This is a genomic window from Cohnella herbarum (assembly GCF_012849095.1).
Taxonomy (GTDB): domain Bacteria; phylum Bacillota; class Bacilli; order Paenibacillales; family Paenibacillaceae; genus Cohnella; species Cohnella herbarum.
Genome location: NZ_CP051680.1, coordinates 2709856 through 2731058, shown reverse-complemented (window position 1 = coordinate 2731058; position 21203 = coordinate 2709856). Strand labels below are relative to the sequence as shown.

18 protein-coding genes are annotated in these 21203 nt (G+C 52.1%); 15 read left to right on the top strand and 3 right to left on the bottom strand.

The annotated features are described in order from the left end of the window. The first annotated feature begins 12 nt into the window (after positions 1-12). The 11 genes from HH215_RS12215 to HH215_RS12165 all read left to right on the top strand — a co-directional run bounded on the left by HH215_RS12215 (position 13) and on the right by HH215_RS12165 (position 13052). Complete coding sequence (locus HH215_RS12215) at positions 13-960, top strand: shikimate dehydrogenase family protein (RefSeq protein WP_169280158.1); 948 nt, start codon at positions 13-15, stop codon at positions 958-960. A 24-nt stretch (positions 961-984) separates the two neighbouring features. Then, the gene (locus HH215_RS12210; protein WP_169280157.1) at positions 985-1569 is read left to right on the top strand and encodes a glucose-6-phosphate isomerase; all 585 of its coding nucleotides are present in this window, start codon (positions 985-987) and stop codon (positions 1567-1569) included. Between the two features lie 21 nt (positions 1570-1590). Further along, positions 1591-2571, top strand: a complete 981-nt coding sequence (locus tag HH215_RS12205) for an aldo/keto reductase (RefSeq protein WP_169280156.1) — start codon at positions 1591-1593, stop codon at positions 2569-2571. A gap of 427 nt (positions 2572-2998) precedes the next feature. Continuing rightward, entirely contained in the window at positions 2999-3883 is an 885-nt protein-coding gene (locus HH215_RS12200) for an ABC transporter permease (protein ID WP_169284357.1), read from the top strand. A 16-nt stretch (positions 3884-3899) separates the two neighbouring features. After that, on the top strand, positions 3900-4772 hold the full coding sequence (locus tag HH215_RS12195; protein WP_375140521.1) for a carbohydrate ABC transporter permease: 873 nt from the start codon (positions 3900-3902) through the stop codon (positions 4770-4772). A 148-nt stretch (positions 4773-4920) separates the two neighbouring features. Beyond that, on the top strand, positions 4921-6519 hold the full coding sequence (locus HH215_RS12190) for an extracellular solute-binding protein (protein WP_169280155.1): 1599 nt from the start codon (positions 4921-4923) through the stop codon (positions 6517-6519). A 145-nt stretch (positions 6520-6664) separates the two neighbouring features. Further along, on the top strand, positions 6665-7699 hold the full coding sequence (locus tag HH215_RS12185) for a response regulator (RefSeq protein ID WP_169280154.1): 1035 nt from the start codon (positions 6665-6667) through the stop codon (positions 7697-7699). Continuing rightward, complete coding sequence (locus HH215_RS12180) at positions 7696-9546, top strand: cache domain-containing sensor histidine kinase (RefSeq protein ID WP_169280153.1); 1851 nt, start codon at positions 7696-7698, stop codon at positions 9544-9546. The genes HH215_RS12185 and HH215_RS12180 overlap by 4 nt, the downstream gene beginning before the upstream one ends. A 34-nt stretch (positions 9547-9580) precedes the next feature. Continuing rightward, positions 9581-10348, top strand: coding sequence for an SDR family NAD(P)-dependent oxidoreductase (locus tag HH215_RS12175; RefSeq protein ID WP_169280152.1), 768 nt, complete (start codon positions 9581-9583; stop codon positions 10346-10348). 43 nt (positions 10349-10391) lie between these two features. Next, complete coding sequence (locus tag HH215_RS12170; protein WP_169280151.1) at positions 10392-12704, top strand: DUF4962 domain-containing protein; 2313 nt, start codon at positions 10392-10394, stop codon at positions 12702-12704. A 24-nt stretch (positions 12705-12728) separates the two neighbouring features. Then, positions 12729-13052: a cupin domain-containing protein gene (locus HH215_RS12165; protein ID WP_169280150.1), complete on the top strand. Its 324-nt coding sequence runs from the start codon at positions 12729-12731 to the stop codon at positions 13050-13052. Between the two features lie 67 nt (positions 13053-13119). Here HH215_RS12165 and HH215_RS12160 read toward each other — a convergent pair whose 3' ends face one another. After that, positions 13120-13908 (bottom strand): alpha/beta fold hydrolase, encoded by a 789-nt coding sequence (locus tag HH215_RS12160; RefSeq protein ID WP_169280149.1) that lies wholly within the window; start codon positions 13906-13908, stop codon positions 13120-13122. After that, positions 13880-14443: a PadR family transcriptional regulator gene (locus HH215_RS12155; protein ID WP_169280148.1), complete on the bottom strand. Its 564-nt coding sequence runs from the start codon at positions 14441-14443 to the stop codon at positions 13880-13882. The genes HH215_RS12160 and HH215_RS12155 overlap by 29 nt, the downstream gene beginning before the upstream one ends. Before the next feature lie 197 nt (positions 14444-14640). Between HH215_RS12155 and HH215_RS12150 the strand changes: the two genes are divergently transcribed. From HH215_RS12150 to HH215_RS12140, 3 genes are all read left to right on the top strand, one after another. Beyond that, positions 14641-15090, top strand: a complete 450-nt coding sequence (locus tag HH215_RS12150; protein ID WP_169280147.1) for a VOC family protein — start codon at positions 14641-14643, stop codon at positions 15088-15090. A gap of 762 nt (positions 15091-15852) precedes the next feature. After that, a complete protein-coding gene (locus HH215_RS12145; protein ID WP_510549639.1) occupies positions 15853-18075 on the top strand; it encodes a bifunctional 2',3'-cyclic-nucleotide 2'-phosphodiesterase/3'-nucleotidase in 2223 nt (740 codons plus the stop codon). A 194-nt stretch (positions 18076-18269) separates the two neighbouring features. Continuing rightward, positions 18270-19715 (top strand): hypothetical protein, encoded by a 1446-nt coding sequence (locus tag HH215_RS12140; protein WP_169280146.1) that lies wholly within the window; start codon positions 18270-18272, stop codon positions 19713-19715. 39 nt (positions 19716-19754) lie between these two features. Here the strand turns inward: HH215_RS12140 and HH215_RS12135 are convergent, their stop codons facing one another. Beyond that, a complete protein-coding gene (locus HH215_RS12135) occupies positions 19755-20087 on the bottom strand; it encodes a winged helix-turn-helix transcriptional regulator (protein ID WP_169280145.1) in 333 nt (110 codons plus the stop codon). Between the two features lie 223 nt (positions 20088-20310). Here HH215_RS12135 and HH215_RS12130 point away from each other — a divergent pair, with 223 nt between their 5' ends. Beyond that, complete coding sequence (locus HH215_RS12130) at positions 20311-21096, top strand: TetR/AcrR family transcriptional regulator (RefSeq protein WP_169284354.1); 786 nt, start codon at positions 20311-20313, stop codon at positions 21094-21096. The last annotated feature ends 107 nt before the right edge of the window (positions 21097-21203 follow it).

The following is a 21203-nucleotide window of genomic DNA, read 5'->3' as shown; positions in this document are numbered from 1 at the left end:
AGAGAAACCGGCATGAAACTGAAACTGCCTGACAAAGCGACGCAACCGACAATGTATTTCATCGGCGTAACGACGGGCAAATCATCTATAATGAAACTATTCCCCGAATGGGCTAACGTTCTCGGATTGGACGGAGCGGTGATCAAAGGAATCGACATCGCCATTCACGCCGATCCTGAGGAATATCGCCGGGTAGTAGAGTTCATCCGCGACGACGAGTTGTCGCTCGGAGCGCTCGTAACGACGCACAAAATCGATTTATATGAAGCCGCGAAAGATTTGTTCGACGAGCTTGACCCGTACGCGACGATGTTCGGAGAGCTGTCTTCCATCTCGAAGCTGGACGGTAAACTTATCGGCCATGCGAAAGACCCGATAACGAGCGGTCTCGCCATGGAAGCGTTCGTCCCGCAAGGGTTCTGGGAAAACCATGGCGGCGAACTGTTCGTTATGGGCGCCGGAGGCAGCGCGATCGCGATCTGTTCCACGCTGCTCGAGGGAAAGCACGGTCGCGATATTCCGTCCCGCATCGTAGTTACGAACCGCAGCGAACCGCGGTTGAAGGAAATCGAGCGAATCGTTCGCACGCTGCGTCCGGACGTTCCGGCGGATTTTATTTTGACGCCCGGATCGGAAGATAACGATGCCGCGATGCTGGGCATCAAATCGCATTCCCTCGTTATTAACGCGACCGGACAAGGCAAGGATCGCCCGGGTTCGCCGTTGACGGACGGCGCCGTTTTCCCGCAAGGCAGCCTCGTATGGGAGCTCAATTATCGGGGAGAGCTCGACTTCATGAAGCAGGCGAACGTCTCGGCGTCTTCGCGAGAGCTGACGATCGAAGACGGCTGGATCTACTTCCTCCATGGCTGGACGCAGGTGATTGCCGAAGTGTTCCATCTGGATATGACGCAGGATCGGTTCGATCGCATCGAACGGTTATCCGCCGCAATTCGCTAGGAGATCGAAAGGAGAAATACAATCATGAACGACAAACAAGCCACTCTTCCGTTTACCGAATATTTCGATCTGCAAAGCGGGTTGTCGAGCACAAGGCCGTCGACGAAGCGTTCACTGTCACGAATGAAGGGCATGTATGCGAACGAAGCCGCTTTCGATCAAGCCGTCGCGGACGGAGACCCGCTAGTCTACGAATTTTACGAGCTGACTCTTCCCGAGCATCCGGGAGAACTGCTATTCGGTACTAGCATCCTTTATCCAGGGAAAGTCGGAGACGAGTATTATATGACCAAAGGTCATTTTCACACGATTCTGGAAACGGGCGAAGTCTATTATTGTCTATCGGGTCAAGGTTTCATGCTGATGGAAAATCCGGAAGGCGACGTTCGGATCGAGAAGTTCAGTCCGGGAGCGGCGGTTTACGTACCGCCTCGCTATGCTCACCGGAGCATCAACAGCGGCAGCAATGAACCGCTCGTCACCTTCTTCGTCTATCGGGCGGATGCGGGCCACGATTACGGGACGATCGAGACGAAAGGCTACCGCAAGCGGGTCGTAGATCGCGACGGCACGGCGGAAGTGATCGACAACGAGCGTTGGAAAGCTTAATTTAGGAGGAGTGGAATCGCAATGGAATATACTTTCTTGGGAAGATCCGGGCTTCGAGTGAGCAAGCTGTGTCTCGGTACGATGAACTTCGGCGTGGATACGAATGAAGCGGAATCGTTCCGCATCATGGATGAGGCGTTGGACGCGGGCATTACTTTCTTCGATACGGCGAATATTTACGGCTGGGGCGAGAACGCGGGTTTGACGGAGACGATCATCGGCAAGTGGTTCGCCCAAGGCGGACAACGCCGCGAGAAAGTCGTGCTGGCTACGAAAGTATTCGAACCGATCAGCAATCCGGTCGATGGCCCGAACGATGTTAAAGGGTTATCATTGTATAAGATCCGTCGTCATTTGGAAGGTTCTTTTCGCAGGTTGCAAACCGATCACGTCGAATTGTACAAAATGCATCATATCGACCGTCGCACGCCATGGGAAGAATTATGGGAAGCGTTCGAGACGATCGTTCGGCAAGGAAAAGCCGATTATATCGGGTCTAGCAACTTCGCGGGCTGGCAACTGGTCAAGGCGCAGGCGGCCGCGAAAGAGCGCAAGTTCATGGGGCTTGTGGTCGAACAACATAAATACAGCTTGTTGAACCGGATTCCGGAGCTTGAAGTATTGCCCGCTGCCCGGGATCTTGGCATCGGCGTCGTTGCTTGGAGTCCGCTGGACGGCGGTATGCTAGGCGGACGGGCGCTGAAGAGCGGCGGCGAAGGCCGTACCGACCGCATGAAGGAACGGATCGAGCAGCATCGGAGCCAGCTTGAAAGATTTTCGTCTCTCTGCGCGGAGCTAGGGGAGAAGGAATCGAACGTTGCCCTGGCGTGGGTGCTGGCGAACCCGGATCTGACGGCTCCGATTATCGGACCGCGGACGGCAGATCAACTGAAGGATGCGCTTCGCGCCGTCGAGCTATCGCTTGAGGCATCCGTGCTGGCGGAGCTCGACGCGATTTTCCCGGGACCGGGCGGAGAAGCTCCGGAAGCTTATTCTTGGTAAAAGTAGCAACGGCGAGAAGACGAGGATCGTCTTAACCGCTAGGAGTTAGTTGATGCTCGTACTCATAGATGAATAAAGAGAAAAAGAAGCGCTTCGGTCTATACGCCGGAGCGCTTCTTTGTGACGAACGGCTGTTGAAAGAATTCGAGATGAGGTTGCATTACGAACGGGATAGAGTACTCTCAGTGCGCTACAGTCAGTTCGGGCAACGGATGGTGAGGCAGCGGTCTAATGGGTTGGAAATCAAAGAAAAGTGTGCTGCAAGCCGCTGGCAGCGGTCTAACCAACAGCCAGCGAGAGGAGCCCGACCTAAAAAAAACACAAGCGCGATTAAAGCGATTCCATTGTTGACGGTCCCCCGCAAAGGCTAGGATGAGAGTATGAACAACGCCAATTGCGAAAGGGGGGACGGCTCTTGCTCGGTTACATGTGGAAGTACCGGACGTTGTATCTGATCTCGATCCCGGGCATCGTCTATTTTCTCGTGTTCAAATACGTGCCATTGCTCGGATCGGTTATCGCGTTCCAAAATTACAATTTGTTCGCCGGCTTCGGGGGAAGTCCGTGGGTTGGCTTCGAACATTTCGAGAGGATGTTCAGCCATTACGATTTCCTGCGCATTCTGAAGAACACGCTGCTGCTGGGCGCTTACGACATCTTGTTCGCGTTCACCGCGCCAATCGTACTCGCTCTGCTGCTTAACGAAGTGAGGCTTACCTTGTACAAAAAACTGATACAGACGATCGTATACGCTCCGCACTTCTTGTCTTGGGTCATCATTAGCGGTATTTTCGTCGGCATGTTATCTCCTTCGTCGGGTATCGCGAACGTCATTCTCGGTTGGTTCGGCATCGATCCGATTTATTTTCTCGGGGAAGATTCCTATATCCGTGCCATTCTCGTCGGCTCCGGTTTATGGCGGGATGTCGGATGGGGCACGATTATTTATTTGGCGGCGTTGACCGGAATTAATCCGGAGTTGTACGAGGCATCCGAGATCGATGGGGCCGGCAGATGGAAACAGACGTTAAAAATAACTCTGCCAGCGCTTCTGCCCGTCATAACGGTATTGTTTTTGCTGAAAATCGGAGATTTCATGGATTACGGCTTCGAACGCGTATTCGTGTTCCAGAATCCGCTGAACATTCAGAACAGCGAAATTCTCGACACTTACATTTACAAAGCCGGTTTGAAGCAATTGCAGTACAGCTATGCCACCGCGATCGGATTGTTCAAGTCCGTAGTCGGATTGATTTTATTGGTCATGGCTAATTCGTTGAGCCGCAAAGCAACCGGGGAATCGTTGTATTAAAGGAGGGGCGGCCGTGATCGGACGCGAGCATTGGAGCAGGAAGCTGTTCTTGATTTGCAACTATATATTTCTGACGGGATTGTCCCTTACGATGCTGCTGCCGTTCTTGAACGTCATCGCGCAATCGTTTAGCGGATCCGCGGCGATCGACCGGGGCGACGTCATGTTCTGGCCCGTCGATTTTACGCTGAATTATTACCGGTACGTGTTCGACGACGCATCCATCTGGCGCGCATTCGGAGTTACCGTATACATTACGGTTGTCGGTACCGCTATTAACCTCATCGCTACTTCGTCGCTCGCCTATCCGCTGTCGAGAGGGGAATACGTCGGCCGAAAATTTATTATGCTGTTCGTGCTGATGACGATGATTTTTACCGCGCCGCTGATTCCCCAATTTATTCTGATGAGGGAAATTAATCTGATCAATACGTTGTGGGCGTTAATGATTCCGACGGCCATCAGCGCGTTTAACATGATCGTTCTGCGTTCCTTCTTCATGCAAATTCCGACGGAGCTGATCGACAGCGCCAGAATCGACGGTTGCGGGGAGCTGCGGATTCTATGGCGATTGATGCTGCCATTGTCCAAGCCTGCACTGGCGACGGTCGGAATATTTTATTCGGTAACGAACTGGAACAAATATATGGATGCGTTGTATTATTTGAATGATCGCAGCCTATATCCTCTGCAGGTCAAGTTGAGAGAACTATTGATCAACGACGATCTTGTCGACACCGGCAACTTGCCGTTCGATGTGGCTTCCCAATCGGTGCAAGGCGTGCAGATGGCGGTTATATTGGTCGCGACCGTTCCGATCATCCTCTTGTATCCGTTTATGCAGCGGTATTTTATTAAAGGAATGCTCATCGGCTCGATCAAATCTTGATTTGGAATAATTATTATTTTATATAAAAAAATGACAAACGAAGCCAAAGCGACTCCATTGTAGGCGACGCCTCGACCTTCCTATACTGAGGTTGTGTTATGAAAGCGCTCTACCTAATCTATGGCGACTGAGGAGTTGAGGGGGATCTATGAAAAAACTGTTCGTATCCGCGCTGATCGCGACGATGTTCGTCTCTACGTTGGCGGCCTGCTCAAGCAACAATGAACCTTCGGGAAGTGCGAGCGCTCCCGCAAGTTCCGCCGCATCCAGCGAGAAGCCTTCCGAGCCGGCGAAAGCCGATCCGACCGGATTCTCGATTTCGATGCGGACGTTAAACGTGTCTTACGTGGAGCAGCATCCGGACATCAACAAGGACAAGTACGTGCTCGAACTGGAGAAAATGACGAACACCGATTTGGATATTCGTTTGATCCCGCATAACGAGTATCAGGATAAAATGGTTCAAATGTTCGCGACGAACGACATTCCGGACGTCGTGCAAGGCAGCGGCGGAATTAGCGGCAACGAGTTGGCGGGGGCGGTACCGAATGGCGTCTTCTTGCCTTTGAACGATCTGCTTAAGGAGCACGGGCAAAATTTGCTGAAGTTTATTCCCCAGGAAGCTTGGGCGAGAATGACGGATTCCAAGACCGGCAATATTTACGGCATTCCCGAAATCCTAAGCAACCCGTCGCGAAGGGCGACTTGGATCCGGACGGATCTGCTGGAAAAGACGGGCAAGCCGGTTCCGAAGACGGTGGAAGAAACGATCGACGTACTGCGGGCGTTCAAGGAGCTTGGCGTCGAGCAACCGTACGCCGGCCGCAAAAACTTCAAGTACGCGGACACGTTCTTCGGTTCGTATGACGTCCTCGGGTATTTGAACTCGTTCAAGCAGTTCCCGGACGGTAAAGTCAAACCGAGTTTCTTCGACGCCGAGGCGATGAAAAAAGCGCTTCTGGCTTACAAAGCGATGTACGACGAAGGGCTGATCAGCAAGGAATTCGCTACGGTCGAAAGCGCCGATTTCAAGAGCATCGTCACGAGCGGCAAAGCGGGAATGTGGTCGATGAACGCCAACGAACTCCCGATCTGGGGCGCTCAGCTCATGGCGAACGTTCCCGGCGCGAAGGTTGCGCTCATCCCGTCTCCGGTCGGAGACGACGGCAAAGGCGGTTACGGTCACTATAATCCGGTCACGAGATCGTATTTTATTAACGTGAAGGCGAAAGACAAGGCTGCCGAAATCGTGAAATTCTTCGATTGGATGGTCGGCGAACAAGCGGAGCTGTTTTTCAGCTACGGGATCGAAGGAGAAGACTACCAAACCGACGGAAGCAACGTGCAATACGTCGCTCCGACGGACGAGGAAGGCACCAACAAGCAGCGTTATTTGAACTATTGGTTATGGATGGTTCAAGACACGACCTACAACAAACGGATCGCCGATCTATCCGAGCCGGGCAAGATGATGGTCGATGCTTTCGACAATATGCTGTCCAAGGAAGGGCGCAGAGGAATCGAGTTCGAGCCGAGGTTAGAGGCGCTCGTGAAATACCCGGATTTGAATCCGTTGTCCGATCAGCTTCCGCCGCTCGTACTCGAGCATGTGCTTAAGATGGTGTACGGCAAAGAGCCGATCGACAATTACGAGAAAGTGCTCGAGGAGTATTTATCCAAAGGCGGCAACGAAGTGATCGAGGAAGCAACTGCACGTTATAACGATAAAGATAACGCTTTCGAATAATGATCGCTAGAATCTCCGGCTTGTACTAGAATGGCAATATGAGTTTCGGATGCTCTTCCCGCCGGGATATCGATTCCGTCGGGAGAGCATCTTGTTTGCTCCCAATTCGGAATTGCCCAACGAGGCAGGCAAGGAGGAATCATCCATGTACCGCATCCTGGTTGTTGACGACGAGCCGATGATCCGCAAGGGATTGCAGAAGCTGATTAGGGAATCCGATCTGGCCGTCTGCGAAGCCGATACGGCGGAGAACGGGGCCGAGGCGCTCGAGAAGATCGCGTTGCGCCGGCCGCATCTCTTGTTCACGGACATCAAGATGCCTAAGATGGACGGCTTGGAACTATGCCGGCAAGTGAACGAACGGTACCCCGACTTGCCGGTTGTCGTCATATCGGGATATGGAGATTTCGAATACGCCAGACAATGCCTGTCATTCGGCGTTAAGGAGTATATGCTTAAGCCCGTTACGAAAGCGGCGGTAAGCCGGACGGTCGCCAAGCTCATCTCGGGTTTGGAAGCCCGTCAGCCGCAGGCTTATATTCCGTTGTCCATGACCGAAGCGTGGCTGGATCGACTAAGGGAAGGCATATGGCATTTGCGTCCTGAAACCATCGAACAGGTCATGGAGCAGATCGGATTATACTGCGCTTCCGTTAAGATCGACGCCCGCCAGTTGGGAGAGCTCGCACAAGAGATTTCCGACAAGCTGCTCGATCGCTTGAATGCGCTGGACGTGTATCCGTTCGAACGTCCGCAAAGGCTTGCGGAGGGGGATTTGCCAGCGCTTGAATGGTTACATCGGTCGATGATCGGAACGTTGGGGCTATTGCGAGCGAAACGCAAAGGAAACTTGAAGGAACCGGTCGAGGAAGCGAAAAACTACATCGAGCAGCACTTGAACACGGAGCTGTCGCTGGAGGAAGTGGCCGATAGGCTCGGCCTAAACCCGTCCTATTTCAGTCAGTTATTCAAACAAATGACGAACGAAACGTTCGTGCAATATCGGACGAAACGGCGGATGGAGAGGGCAAAGCGGTTATTGTCGATGCCGTATCATAAAATCACCGACGTCTCCGCCGAAGTCGGATTCGCCGATCATCCTCATTTTACGAAAACATTCAAAAAATATAGCGGCCTTACGCCGTCCGAATACCGGGATTCGTTAGGGATCAAAGGATGAAGAGGAGCCTATCCCGGAAGCTGTTTCTGTATTTCTTCATCGTGATCTTGTTCTCGCTGTCGACGGTCGCCGTCTTCACGTATTTGGAATCTTCCGCCGCGATCGACAAGCAAGTCGAGAAGTACATTTCCACCGTGATCGATAATGCGGGCGCGCAGACGGATTTCCAGCTCGAGACGTTCGAGAGGGTGAGCAATTCGATTCTCTCGCAGCTGGCGGTCAAGAAGTTTCTCGATATGGATCCGAAGGATAGTTATGAATTCTATCGCTTCACGAACGTGATCCGGCAAGACGTGTTTCAGAAAATTTTCATTACGTACCCGACGCAAATTCATATGATGTACATTTTGGGCGAGCATGGGCGGTCGATCTTCGACCAGAACCAAAGCTTCTCTTCGCTATCGGTCGATCCGACGGCCAGATATAACGAATTAAAAGATAAAACGCCCGAAAACGGCGCGATTGCGATTCTGGGCACCGGACTGACGAAAGACGAACGGGTCGTGACGATCGCGCGCAAGATCAGAGGCTATTCTTCTTATGCGGTGAAAGGCATTCTCGCGATCGAGTTGAACGAGAGCCAGCTGTCGAATATGTGGAATCAAGTCGATCTTGGAGAGAACGGGTTTTTCTTCATCCTCGATCCAGAGGGGGAAGTCGTTTATGCTCCCGATGGAGCGACGAGAAGCGAGATCGCGGCGACGGGCATCGGACGAAAAATCGCGGGAAGCGGGAACAGCCGATTTTTCGAAACGATAAACGGGAAAAGCACGTTGATCGTCTCGCGCAAGTCCGATTATTCCGGTTGGACGATGGCGATCTCGATGCCTCTGGACGAGCTTCGGGCTCCGGTATCCGGCATACGGTCCACGACCGTAACGGTCGGTCTCGCGACGCTGGCGATCGCCCTGTTCTTAGCTTTCCGGTTCGGCAATTCGATCGTGCGTCCGATTCGGACGTTGAAGAACGGGATGCGCGAGACGGAGAAGGGCAATTGGAAAAGCATCGAGATGAAGCCCCGGGACGACGAGATCGGGGGGCTTATCCATAGCTACAATCTAATGGTAAGCAGATTATCCGACATGATCGAGCGGGTATACGATACGGAGCTGAGCAGCCAGAAGACGAAGCTGCAGCTTCAAGAAATCGAATTGGAGCGGCATAAGGCGGAGTTTCAAGCGTTGCAGTTGCAGATTAATCCTCATTTTCTGTACAACACGTTGGAGACGATCAATTGTTATGCCATCGTTCAAGATTCGGACGAAATATCCGAAATGGTCGAGGCGATGGCTTTTATGTTCCGCTATTCGATTCAGACGAATCTGGAAGAAGTCACGTTGGTCAACGAGTTGAATCACGTACGCAATTATATGATTATCCAGAAACACCGCATCGGGCGCGATTTCGAGATCGACGTCGCCACGCCGCCAGCGCTTCTTCTGTCGAGAATGGTTAGGCTGACGTTGCAGCCGATCGTGGAAAATATTTTCCAACATGCGTTCTCGGAAGGTTTCGAATCTTGGCATTTCATTCGGATCGACACCCGCGTCGAGGGCGAGCAATTGCTCGTTATCGTCGAAGACAACGGAGTGGGAATGACTCATGGGAAGCTGGCGGCATTGCGTAAGAGGCTGGATAGGAACCGGTTGGCCGACGCGGAGGAACGGGAAGGAAAGCGCCGGGGAATCGGGCTCGTGAACGTGCATCGGCGCATTCAGATGGTATACGGCGACGAATACGGATTATCCGTCGAAAGTCCGAACGGCGAAGGAACGCGGGTCATGCTGAGAATGCCTAACGCGGTCCGATTGCAACTGAAGACGAACAGGGACGGGACGAACAGTTAGAATTAACGCAACGAGAGAGAGTGAGGAATCCGAGATGATCATCGATTTGACGGGAAGATCGGCTATCGTAACCGGAGCCAGCGGAGGAATCGGCAAAGCGATCGCGACGGCGTTGGCGGCAGCGGGGGCAAAGGTAGCTGTTAATTATTTGAGTAGCGGGGATGCGGCCGAAGAAGCGGTTGCTTCGATTAGAAGCCTAGGAGGACAGGCGGTCGCGATACAAGCGGATGTCTCTCTTGCGGAGGGAGCGGAGAAGCTGGCAAGGGAGGCAAAGGAAGCTTTCGGCGAACCGATTGAAATTCTCGTTAACAATGCCGGGCATCTCGTTCAACGGTTGTCCAACGAAGAGATGACGGAGGACCTTTACGAGCGAATCATGGACGTGAACTTGAAGAGCGCCGTGTTCGTCGCCAAGGCGATTATTCCCGGGATGAAGGCGTCCGGCAACGGACGGATCGTGAACCTGACCTCGGTTGCCGCGCATAACGGGGGAGGACCGGGCGCTTCGATCTATGCGGCCAGCAAAGCCGCGGTCATTGCCTATACGAAAGGTTTGGCCAAGGAGCTTGCCGGCAGCGGCATTAACGCGAACGCGATTTCGCCGGGTTTTATCGGAGGAACGGCTTTCCATTCGACGTTTACATCCGCGGGCGCGAGGGAAGCGACGATTCAAGGCATTCCTCTGCGCAGGGAAGGAACGCCGGAAGACGTGGCGGGCGTCGCGTTGTTTCTCGTATCGGAATTGTCCGCTTATATTACGGGAGAGACGATCGAAGTCAACGGCGGAATGTACATGCGATAGCCGCGTCGCTTGCCTACACGAACAGCGAGAGGGGAGTTTCGGAATGTCCAAGCTATTCGAGCCCGTCAGCGGTCTGCTGACTGTGCCTTATGAACCGAACGATCGATCGGAGCTGCGCGAAAATCCGCCGAGGTTTACCTGGATGCCCGCGAAACCGGAAGAGGACCGGTACGTGCTGCAAGTGTCGTCTTCGGCCGGCTTCGAAGCGGATCTCACGGAGACGATCGAGCCCGTGCCTTATAACTTTCATACGCCTGATCGCGTTTACGAACCGGGAACTTATTATTGGAGATATGCGCTATTAGAGGAAGTAGGCCAAGGAAAGGTCGTTCGTTCCGATTGGAGCGCGACGAGATCGTTCGTCGTGCCGGAGAGAGTCGCGGAAACTCCGCTGCCTTCCCGACAATCGAGGTACGCCGAAGCATCCTCTTCCCATCCCAGACTCTGGCTGCAGCCCGAACGGGTGGAAGCTTTCCGGCGGAGGATAAGCGAGGAACATACGGCTTTCGGTTGGGACGTCTTTCTCGAGAAATCGGTTCGTCCATGGCTGGATAAGGAACCGATTGCGGAACCGGCGCGTTATCCGGACAACAAACGGGTAGCCGCCCTATGGCGCCGAATGTACATGGATTGCCAGGAGACGCTTTACGCGATTCGCCATCTGAGCGTCGCGGGGGTTTTGTTGGAAGACGAGAACATCATCGAGCAAGCGAAGATGTGGTTGTTGCGCGTGGTCGGTTGGGATGTCCGAGGTACGACATCTCGAGATTACAACGACGAGGCCGCTTTCCGGATCGTCCAAGCGGTTGCGTGGGGCTACGATTGGCTGCACGGATACTTGTCCGATGAAGAAAGGTCGACGGTGCGAGCGAATTTGCTGGCACGCACCGAGCAAGTCGCGCATCACGTTATCGAGCGTTCACGCATCCATCGGGTTCCTTACGATAGCCATGCGGTGAGATCGTTATCGTCCGTGCTCGCTCCGGCTTGTATCGCGATGTTGCACGAGGAGCCCAAAGCCCGAGAGTGGCTCGATTATACGCTCGAGTATTTTTCTTGCCTATATACTCCATGGGGCGGAGCGGACGGGGGATGGGCGGAAGGTCCGATGTATTGGACGACAGGTTTGGCCTATTTGATCGACGCGTTTAACTTGATCCGCCATTACGTCGGAATCGACTTGTTCGAACGTCCGTTCTTCGCGAGTACGGGGGATTTTCCCCTCTATACGAACAGTCCGGATACGATCAGGGCGAGCTTCGGTGACCAATCGTCGCTCGGGGAACCTCCTAGCCTGAAGACCGCGTACAACATTCGCCAGTTCGCCGGATTGACGGGGAACGGACTTTACCAATGGTACTATGAGCAAGTCCGACAGTCGGATAAAGACGCGGATTCGAAGTTTTACAATTATGGTTGGTGGGATTTCCGTTTCGACGACTTGCTGTACCGGCACGATTATCCCGAAGTCGAACCCGTCGCGCCTGTCCCGGGCGAAGTTGAACCCGTAAAATGGTTCCGCGACGTGGGTTGGGTCGCGATCCATCGCCGGATGGACGATCCGTCGGAGCATATTCAACTGCTTGCCAAGAGCAGTTCTTATGGTTCGCTTAGCCACAGTCACGGCGATCAGAACGGATTCCTGCTGCATGCTTACGGCGAACCGCTCGCTATCGACAGCGGGTATTATATTGCTTTCGGAAGCACGATGCACCGCAATTGGAGGAGACAGACGATCTCCAAGAACGTCTTGTTGATCGACGGCCAAGGGCAATATGCCGGGACGGACAAGGTAAAGTGCAAGGAAGCTTCCGGCTGCGTCGAAGAAGCGTCGTCCCGTCCGGGACTCGCTTACGTCCGAATGGACGCGACGCCGGCTTACCGTGAGAACGCGCCGCAGCTTAAGCGGTACGTGCGCGAAATTCATTGGTTGGACGATTCGTACGCGGTCATCGTCGATTCGGTCGACCTGGATCGACCGGGTCGCGTCGCCTGGCTAATGCATGCGCTCGATAAAATGCGTTTGAAGGGACAGTCGTTTCGGGTCGTCGGCGCCAAGGCGGAGATGGAAGGACGTTTCGTCTACTGCTCTTCCGGCGATCTGGAGCTAAGCCAGCACGATCGGTTTACGGACGTCGAGCCTTCCGAGGTGGAGGGACTGGCGAGTCACTGGCACTTGTCCGCCGAGACGGGGCTCGCGACCAGCCACCGAATCGTAACGCTGCTTGTGCCGATGAAGAAGGATGCGAACCAATACGTCTCGTATTTCATCGACGATCAGGATCATGGCATTCATTTGTATTTTACGGACGCGAACGGATCGACGCGGATGGTGGCCGTAAGCAAAGCTTATTAGACGTTGTGAGGAGGAAGAACCGGAATGAGCAACATCGGGATCTGGGAAAACGCGGAGCCGGGCGTGCGACGTAAAATATTGCGAGCCGAGGGCGGTCTAATGATGATGGAGGTTCATTTCGAGAACGGGGCGGAAGGATACGAGCACGACCACCCGCACGAGCAAATGTCCTATTGCTTGAAAGGCACAATGGTATTCACGATCGACGGGGTCAACACGACTATTACGCAAGGGGAGTCGATCTATATCCCGAGTCAAGCGCGTCACGGAGCGAAAGCGCTCGAGCCTTCGGCGCTGCTGGACACGTTCACGCCGATCCGCCGCGATTTACTGCGGCTCGATACGTGAACGTGTACCGATCGCGAGCGTAAATGGCGTTCGCTCGAATTAGCAATCGCGGATTTACATCGGCTTCTCACAGAGCCGATATAAATCCGCGATAGAGGGTATTGAACTCTTCGGGCGCATCGGCGTTCGCGCAATGTCCCGCTCCAGCGATGGTGGCCATTCGGGAGCGGGATTCAAGCCGATGAAGCTCCAACGCGGCTTGTCGCGCCAGCAGGAGGTCGTGTTCCCCGACAACGATGAACAACGGGTAGGGCATAGGAGCGCTTTTGGGGACGAGGAACGAATTCATCCCGCTCATCGAAGAAAACGAGCGCCGGCTAAAAGCTTGAATGCCTTGCTCGAATAACCGTTTTCCGCGTTCGGTGTGACAGGAGACGGAGAGTAAGTAGCGCTTAAATCGCTTCATGGAAAATAGGACGAGTAGCATCCACTTCAAGCCCTCCTTCTTTTGAGCGCGTAGGATGGCTTTGTTCGCTTTGTGTACCGAGTAACCTCCGACCATCGTAACCGACTTGACTTGGTTCGGATATTGGTCGGCGAACGCTTGGGCGACTAGCGATCCCAAAGAGATTCCTAGGAGATGGCAGCTTTGAATGCGATGCTCGGATAGAATAGAGCAGCATATTTCGGGCATATCCTTAAGCGTGATTCGGTTAGATAAACCGGAATTCGTTCCGTGACCGGGGAGATCGATTAGAACGATTCGATAGTCACCTTCGAAATAAGCGACCTGATCTTGGAACAGAGAACTGTCGGCGAACGCCGCGTGAAGCATCAGAATCGTTTCTATCCCATCTTCGTTACGAACGCGGTAGCGAATTTCTTCGTTACGGAATACGATTTTCCTCTCCCCCATCCGAAGATCCCTCCAGCTCTATTTTGAATTGAGAGAACCAATCCAGCATGCATCGGTGCAGATGGATTCCAAATTCCAATGTCTTAATCTGATATGCCGCAATTTGCCGGAGATGATCCGGAACGGTTATTTTCGCGGCTTCGAGGGAGGCCGCATCGAACTCTTCGAGAGAGGATTCAAGCTCGGCAACGATGGCGTTAACGATAACCAATCGTTCTTCAGGGGTCATCAACCCTAGGAAAAACAGCCTCGTCGTCATTTCCTGTTCCAATCGGCTAGGAGCGATCGGAGAAAGCATCCAATTCATAAAATGACGTTTTCCGGAATCGTTGACGGTATACAGTTTTTTTCTGCGCCCCTGTTGAGCGGCTTCCGACCACTCGACCTGGAAGCCTTCTTCGAGTTTCTTGAGCGCCGCTTGGATGCTCCCGAGACTTGCGCTGTAGAACGGAGAAACTTTCCTTTGCAAAATTTTCTTAATATCGTATTGCGATAGGGACCGGATCATAAGAAGACCCAAAATGACAAACTCCATTGACATCATCTCGATTCTATTTCCATGGGGATAGCAATATCATAATATACCCATTAGGTATATACAAGAGGGGAAAGCAATCCAAAAGAAATCGCGGAGGTTGACAGTATTATAATGAATAAAACCGATCTTTAAGCTCGGTTCTTCTATGTTTAGACACCGGTAGCGCCAATTTGATGAAAAGGGAGCAAACCGACATGCAGAAGATATCTCCGTTCTTATGGTTTGACGGACAAGCGGAAGAGGCGATGAATTTCTACACTTCCATCTTTAACAATTCGAAGATCGAAGACGTTAATCGAAACGGAGCCCAGGTGATCTCCGGAACATTCCAATTGGAAGGCCAACGCTTCATGGCGCTCAACGGGGGGCCTCAGTTCAATTTTTCCCCGGCCATCTCGCTGTTCGTCAGTTGCGAGACGCAGCAGGAAGTAGACGAGTTGTGGGAGAAGCTGTCCGAAGGCGGGGAAAAACAAAGATGCGGCTGGCTGCAAGATAAATTCGACGTATCTTGGCAGATCATTCCTACCGCTTTAGGAACCTTGTTGTCCGACAAGGACGCCGCGAAAGCTCAAAGGGTCATGCAAGCGATGTTGCAGATGGATAAGATCGATATCGAGAGGCTGCAGCAAGCTTCCGAGGGTTAGGGTTGCGAAGAATGGGATCTCGAATGTAAACACGTGCCTGATCCGGGTGCGTGTTTTTACGTTCGACTATCGGATGTGATATCCATCAATGTAAGTTGGAGAAGCACAAAACAAACGTGTACCGCCTAAGGATGACGGCACCGGAGTTATGCTTGACGATTCACGATAACATGCTGCTGGATGCTCCTGGATGGCACCGTCGATAAGAAGGATGGGCTTTACTGGCTTGCTCTTCTGAGAATTACGGAATCGTGTTCCGTTATTCCTTGCGACGACCTACTTCCGCGATCGTTTAGCGGCAGGGATTTCCGCTATTCCCCGGTTTATTGGTGGTAACGAGAGTGGGTGGGAGCAATAAAGGAACTCAGTTCCGGTATCTCCCTCGAAAACAAACTTCGCACTCGAATAACGGAAAAATATGCCGGTATTAGGTAAGTTTGAATCTGCTCACTGAGCGAAATAGCGGAAGCTCAGCACCCTTATTTCTTTGGAAACCCGCTCGCGGAGAGAACCAGTGGCGGGATTGTTTCAATTTCATAAGCGATTGCCCTGCAAATGTGCCCCTACTCAAAACCGCGCTAAATTGTCGTCATATGTATTTTGAACGAGTATTTTGACGTCATAGACTCCTTTGTACCTATGAAAATAAGACGATATACGAATGATTCTTTTTCCTGTATCGTAAGATAATGTAAGATTTAGTAACACGAATCGACCGAATATTGAGGAGGGCGCCAATTGTTACGACACTCTATGTTCAAAATGAGGCCAAATCGCGCAATATTACTTTCTTCCGTAGTTGCCTTCTGCGTCATCGCTTCCCCATTGGCGGCTGTAGCTGCCGAAACGGATTCGCCGACCGTAAAACTGCGTATTATGGAAACGACGGACCTGCACACGAATATGGTGAACTACGATTATTTCTCGGACAAGCCTACGGATGAATACGGCTTCGCGAAAACCGCGACACTGATCAAGAAGGCGCGGGACGAGGCGAAGAACAGCGTGTTGATCGACAACGGCGACCTGATCCAAGGCAATCCTCTCGGCGACTACGTGGCTAAGATTGCTCCCTTGAAGAAAGGCGAGACTCATCCGGTATTCAAAGCGATGAATCTAGTCGGTTACGACGTAGGGAATTACGGCAATCACGAATTCAATTTCGGGTTGGATTTCCTGGCCAATTCCGTGAGCGGCGCGAAGTTTCCGTATATTAACGCGAACGTATATAAATTCGACGGCGATAAAGACGAATCCAACGACGTGAATATGTTCAAACCGTACCTCATCTTGGACAAGGAGGTCGTCGACGAGTCGGGCGCCAAGCATAAGCTTAAAGTAGGCGTAATCGGATTCGTGCCTCCGCAAATTAATCAGTGGGACAAAGCTAATCTGGAAGGAAAAGTCATAACGAAGGACATCGTGAAAACCGCGGAGAAATTCGTGCCGGAGATGAAGAGCGCGGGCGCGGATCTGATCATCGCCGTTCCTCACTCGGGATTCGAAGATATTCCGCAGGTTGAAAATATGGAAAACTCCGTGTTGTATTTGAGCAAAGTGAAGGGAATCGACGCGATCTTGTTCGGTCATGCCCATAAGATTTTCCCAAGCGCGTCGTTTAAGGACTCCGACATCGTGAACGTGGCCAAAGGAACGATCAACGGCGTGCCGTCGGTCGAACCCGGCTTCTGGGGGAACAACCTTGGCATTATCGATCTAACGTTAAAGCAAACCGACGGAAAATGGTCCGTTGCGGATTCCGCGGTCTCCGTCAAACCGATCTACGATACGGCTAATAAGAAGTCGCTGGTCGATGCCGATACAAGCGTATTGGACGCAGTCTACGAGGATCACCAGCATACTCTGGATTACGTTCGCGGTTCGGTCGGGCAAACAACCGCTCCGATCAACAGCTTCTTCGCGCTCGTACAGGACGATCCTTCCATTCAGATCGTGACGAACGCTCAGAAGTGGTACGTCGAGAAACATCTGCAAGGAACGGAATACGAGGGAATTCCCGTATTATCCGCAGGCGCACCGTTCAAAGCGGGCGGACGCCAGGGTCCGGCTTATTTTACGGACATTCCTAAGGGAGATATCGCGATCAAGAACGTATCCGATCTCTACTTATACTCCAATACGGTGAATGCCGTTCTCGTGACGGGAGCCGAAATTCAAGAGTGGCTGGAATGGTCCGCGGGGCAATTCAATAAAGTCGATACTACAGTTAAGGGAAAACAAGAGCTTATTAATTTCGATTTCCCGACTTACAATTTCGACGTTATCGATGGCGTTACGTATCAGATCGATGTCACGCAACCGGCTAAATACGATGCCAAGGGAGACGTACTTAATGCAGGCTCTAACCGGATCAAGAACCTGTCCTATGAAGGCAAACCGATAGATCCGGATAAAAAATTCATCGTGGCGACGAACAACTACCGCGCTTCGTCGAGCAAGTTCGCGAATCCGGACGGCAAACGAATCGTTCTGGCTTCGCCCGACGAGAATCGGCAAGCGATTATCGATTACATTCAAACGTCCAAGACGATTAACCCTAGCGCGGACGGCAACTGGTCGTTACTCCCGATAAAAGCCGACGTACTGGTCACCTTCAAAACATCGCCGGCTGCCAAGACGTTCGCCTCCGATCTGAAAACGATGACTTTCGTCGAAGAATCGGCGGATGGGTACTCCGAATATAAATTAAATTTCGCCGAGTTTAGCGCGCCTGTCGTAACCGCTCCCGAGCCGGAAACCGAAACGGAGCCGGAGCAAGAGCCGGAGCAAGAGCCGGAGATCATCGTCGATCCGGGTCCGATCGTTTCGGAAGATATCGCTTATATCGTCAAGAAAGGCGATACGTTGTCCGAGATCGGAGCCGAGTACGGAGTGGATTGGAAGCTTCTGGCCAAGATCAACAAATTGAAAAACCCGAATCTGATCTATGTCGGACAAACGATCGTCATTCCGGCGACTAAATAATACGTCATCTAATAAGCCCTTGCCGTTTCCCTCGGGATACGCGTTAGGGCTTTTTTTTCGTTTGCAATCCGTTGAAGAGCAGTATCAAATAAGTTCCTTACTTACGAAAGGGATACGTTAATACAATAAAGTGCGTACTGTTCAAAGACGAAAGGAGTTGGTAATGTTATCGAAAAGAAAGGATGAGGCTGGAAATGGCGGAGTTTCGATTGAACGTAGGGAAGCGATCGATCGTATGGGGAACGAGGATCGATGTCGATATCGATGTCAATGGAGTCGCCGATGGGGTTGTCGGAGGAGAAGCTATAAATTCTATAAGTCGATCGCATGGGAGCGAAGGTTGGGATTGGGATCTCCCCGACGGCGTGTATCGGGCGAAAGGGATCGTTAGGGAATTAGGAACTCTTCTTGAGGCGATCTTAATTCAACTTGGCGATTCGGCGGATTCGGAGGCATTGCTCTTGAATATCGAAGCGAGTCTCGCGATTTCCGGAAGGGAAGCCGTGCTGCCGCTTCGTTCGCTTGAGCTTGGAGATAAAGCCGGATCGGAGCTTTCCGGGCAAGCGGAGCGCGTCGGAGCTTCGTTGGCGGGTTGGGCGCGGGAGTTCTTAGCACAAGAGCATGCGCTTAAACAATACGGGAAATCGACTCTTGGCGAACTTCGGTTCAGAAGCCGATGCGATCATCATCTATGGACTCCGAAAGTAACCGAGTTGCTGACGGGGGCCGGGGGAGGACCTTCGGTCATGCAGCTATTCAATGAATATTTGCATCAGATCGTGCTTCTAAGAGATGCTCTAATTCCCTTCGATAATTGGGAAGAAGTCCCGATTGAGCTCAAGGGTCGGGGAGACGGGAAAGGTTTTAGATTTCTGGAGCAAGCCCGAACGGAATTCCTCTCGGAGTTGCTCGTGCGGAAGATGTCCCACAAAGGGCTTGTTCGTTTTGCCCAAACCGCGTTGAGCTCGGGATTGTCCAAGGTCGGTTACGGATTTCAATACAAGCACGGTACGATACTCCCGGCTAGCTTGGGCGGCGCATTGGAGTGCGGCCCATCCTATTTACTTCGGTGGTATCCGGTCTGGACGACAGGAAACGAATCTTCCGTTGAACCGACAGCGGTAGTAATCGATTATGCCTCCCCGGATTATTACTCCGAGCCTCGCAGCCATGCGGGATCGGGCTTACCGTTTCGGTTAGCGATCGCGAATCTGAAGCTTGAGGATATCGATGAAGCTCGACTTATCGAGATTGTTGGCGAAACGGACCGGATTGAGCTGCAGTATCGGCTTCGGATCGAGTCCGTTGACTATGGCGTGGATCTCGGTCAAGCGTTGAGAGGGCATCGTTTCATGTATCGGCCCCATTCCGATTCGAAGTCGGAGGAGAGCACGACCGTGAAGGAGAATGCGGATATGATAGGGCATCGCGTGCAGGACATCCTCGGTTTGCCGGGACTGGTCACGAGCGATTCCGGCATTCATTACATCTCCGCCGAAGGGAACTCTATCGTCCAATGGGCTTTGCTCGGTAAAATCTATCCTGAGAACGTAATACTGCTGAACGATGGAGAGCCGGATGAGCTTGAGGCTGCAAAAGATTCCGGGAAAGGGTTCGGGACGAAATTTTTGATCCGATAAACGTATTAAAGCTCCGTTCGGAGGCATCGGATCGGGGCATTAAGTTTGTTTGTTTTTGAGGTAGTCCGACCCTAATTCGCACAACGTATTCAGCATCGGAACTAAGCTTAGTCCTAGCGGAGAAAGGAAATATTCGACTTTTGGCGGGGCTACGGCATATACTTTCCGGATAACGAGCCCGTCGTTTTCTAATTCCCGCAATTGCATCGTTAACATTTTCTGAGTTGCCCCGGGCATTAATTTCTGCAGCTCGTTGTAACGAAAAGTTTGGTTGGATAGATGGGATAAGATCAATACTTTCCACTTGCCGCTAATCAATCCCAGAATAATTTCCGAAGCGCATTGATAATCGTATTTCTTAAACTTAATCACAACCGGCACCTCGTTTCTTGAAGTAAATCATATTATTCACCTGTATTTACTATGAATTATAACAAACTTATCGGGAAAGATTCAATTTATTGTTTGAGAATACGATGCCGTCCGTTGGAAGAAATCACCCCCAGTGAGTTTATGATATACTGTTTATTATATAAACAATTTTTGCCGAACCCGATATCGGGGCAGACAAACGAACTCTGGGGGATTTGGATTGATGCAGAACAACGACCACTCCGATCGCGACGCGTTAAACGATTTGCCTAATGGCGTAAAGCTGAGTTGGGGACTTGGAAAACAACCTTCGAGAGGGCCGAAAGGCGAGCTGAGCGTCAAAAAAATCGTGGACGCGGCAATCGCGATCGCCGATCAAGAAGGGCTTGCGGCCGTCTCGATGAATCGAGTCGCTTCTTCGCTCGGGTTTACGACGATGTCTCTCTACCGATATATTTCTAGCAAGGACGATCTCCTGATTCTTATGCAAGACGCCATTTGCGAAGTTGCGATTCCGCCGGAGACGGACGGGAGCGATTGGCGCGAACAAATGAGAGCTTATCTAAAAGCATGCACCGATATATTCTGCAGCCATCCTTGGTTTGGCGATCTCTCGATTACGAGTATTCCGTTGGGGCCGAACAATCTGCAAGTCATCGATTGGATGCTTAGGACGATGCGCGATTTTCCGTTGAACGACTACGAGAAAATGTCTATCCTGCTCCTGATCAGCAGTTACGCCCGGTCAACCGGAATTATCAAGAGGGATATGGTTCGGGCCATACAAGCCGGAGGAAGTGCCGAGGCATTCACCGGTTTGAACTATAGCGCGGCTCTTAAGCAATTGGTTCAACCGGAACGCTTCCCGAGCCTGCACCCGATCGTGATGTCCGGGGCTTACACGGGCGAGAACGAGAGCGAGAATACGGTCGGCGATGATTTCGATTTCGGTTTGGAGCGGATTCTGGATGGCATCCAGCATTATCTCGACATTAAGAGGGAGGATTGACGGAAACCGAAATGAACGATTCAACATTCGAACTTGAAAAAGAACAGCGGTCCGGGAAATGCCGGGTTGCTGTTCTTTTTTTGCACGGATAGGACAGGGTGTTTACT